The organism is Bradyrhizobium erythrophlei (assembly GCF_042430365.1).
Lineage (GTDB): Bacteria > Pseudomonadota > Alphaproteobacteria > Rhizobiales > Xanthobacteraceae > Bradyrhizobium > Bradyrhizobium erythrophlei.
Map to the genome: position 1 here is coordinate 1 of NZ_JBHMET010000272.1, position 518 is coordinate 518.

1 protein-coding gene and 1 pseudogene are annotated in these 518 nt (G+C 58.3%); one reads left to right on the forward strand and one right to left on the reverse strand.

Annotated elements, in window-relative coordinates; all coding sequences use genetic code 11:
• A partial coding sequence (locus tag ACFFWD_RS41970) for a hypothetical protein (protein ID WP_376975273.1) occupies nucleotides 1-186 on the forward strand: 186 nt, incomplete at its 5' end.
• 186 nt (nucleotides 187-372) lie between these two features.
• Here the strand turns inward: ACFFWD_RS41970 and ACFFWD_RS41975 are convergent.
• Nucleotides 373-518, reverse strand: a pseudogene (locus ACFFWD_RS41975) (IS110 family transposase); the annotation flags it as partial.

Consider the following 518-nt stretch of genomic DNA (forward strand, 5'->3'; position numbering starts at 1 on the left):
TCTGATGTCCCCAGTCAAGCATACAGCGCACGGTTTCTCATCTCCACGAGGACTCATCGTGAAGTTCTTGCGCTGATGGATCGTGCAGAGGAGAAGGCGGGACCCAAAGACGTCGGTGAACAGGCTCTGATGCGCGGGTTGGATACCGCATTTCCGTTTTTTCGTCTGGGGCTGTCCCTGGTCTAGCGTCGGGCGTCGATCGGATGATCGGCCACATAATGGGTTTCAGGATTTCCCCTGCCGTGGTCCCACCTTCACCTCTGCACGATTGATGTCTGCGACTATCCCCCTGATTTCTGATTGCAACAGAGGGGGGCTGTGGGCCGGTCGAGCGCACCTCACGACTCGAGCGGTCCACAGCCCCCAACGACGTTACGCTTGTTGAGGTGGCATGAGCTCGCGATTGATCGCCCAAATGAAGGCGGATAGCTCTCGGGCAATCGCCGTGACGATTACAGTTCGCCGCTTGCCCTTTCGCTCGAGTGAGCGGAAACGCCCGCACAGTCTGGTTTGCGCTT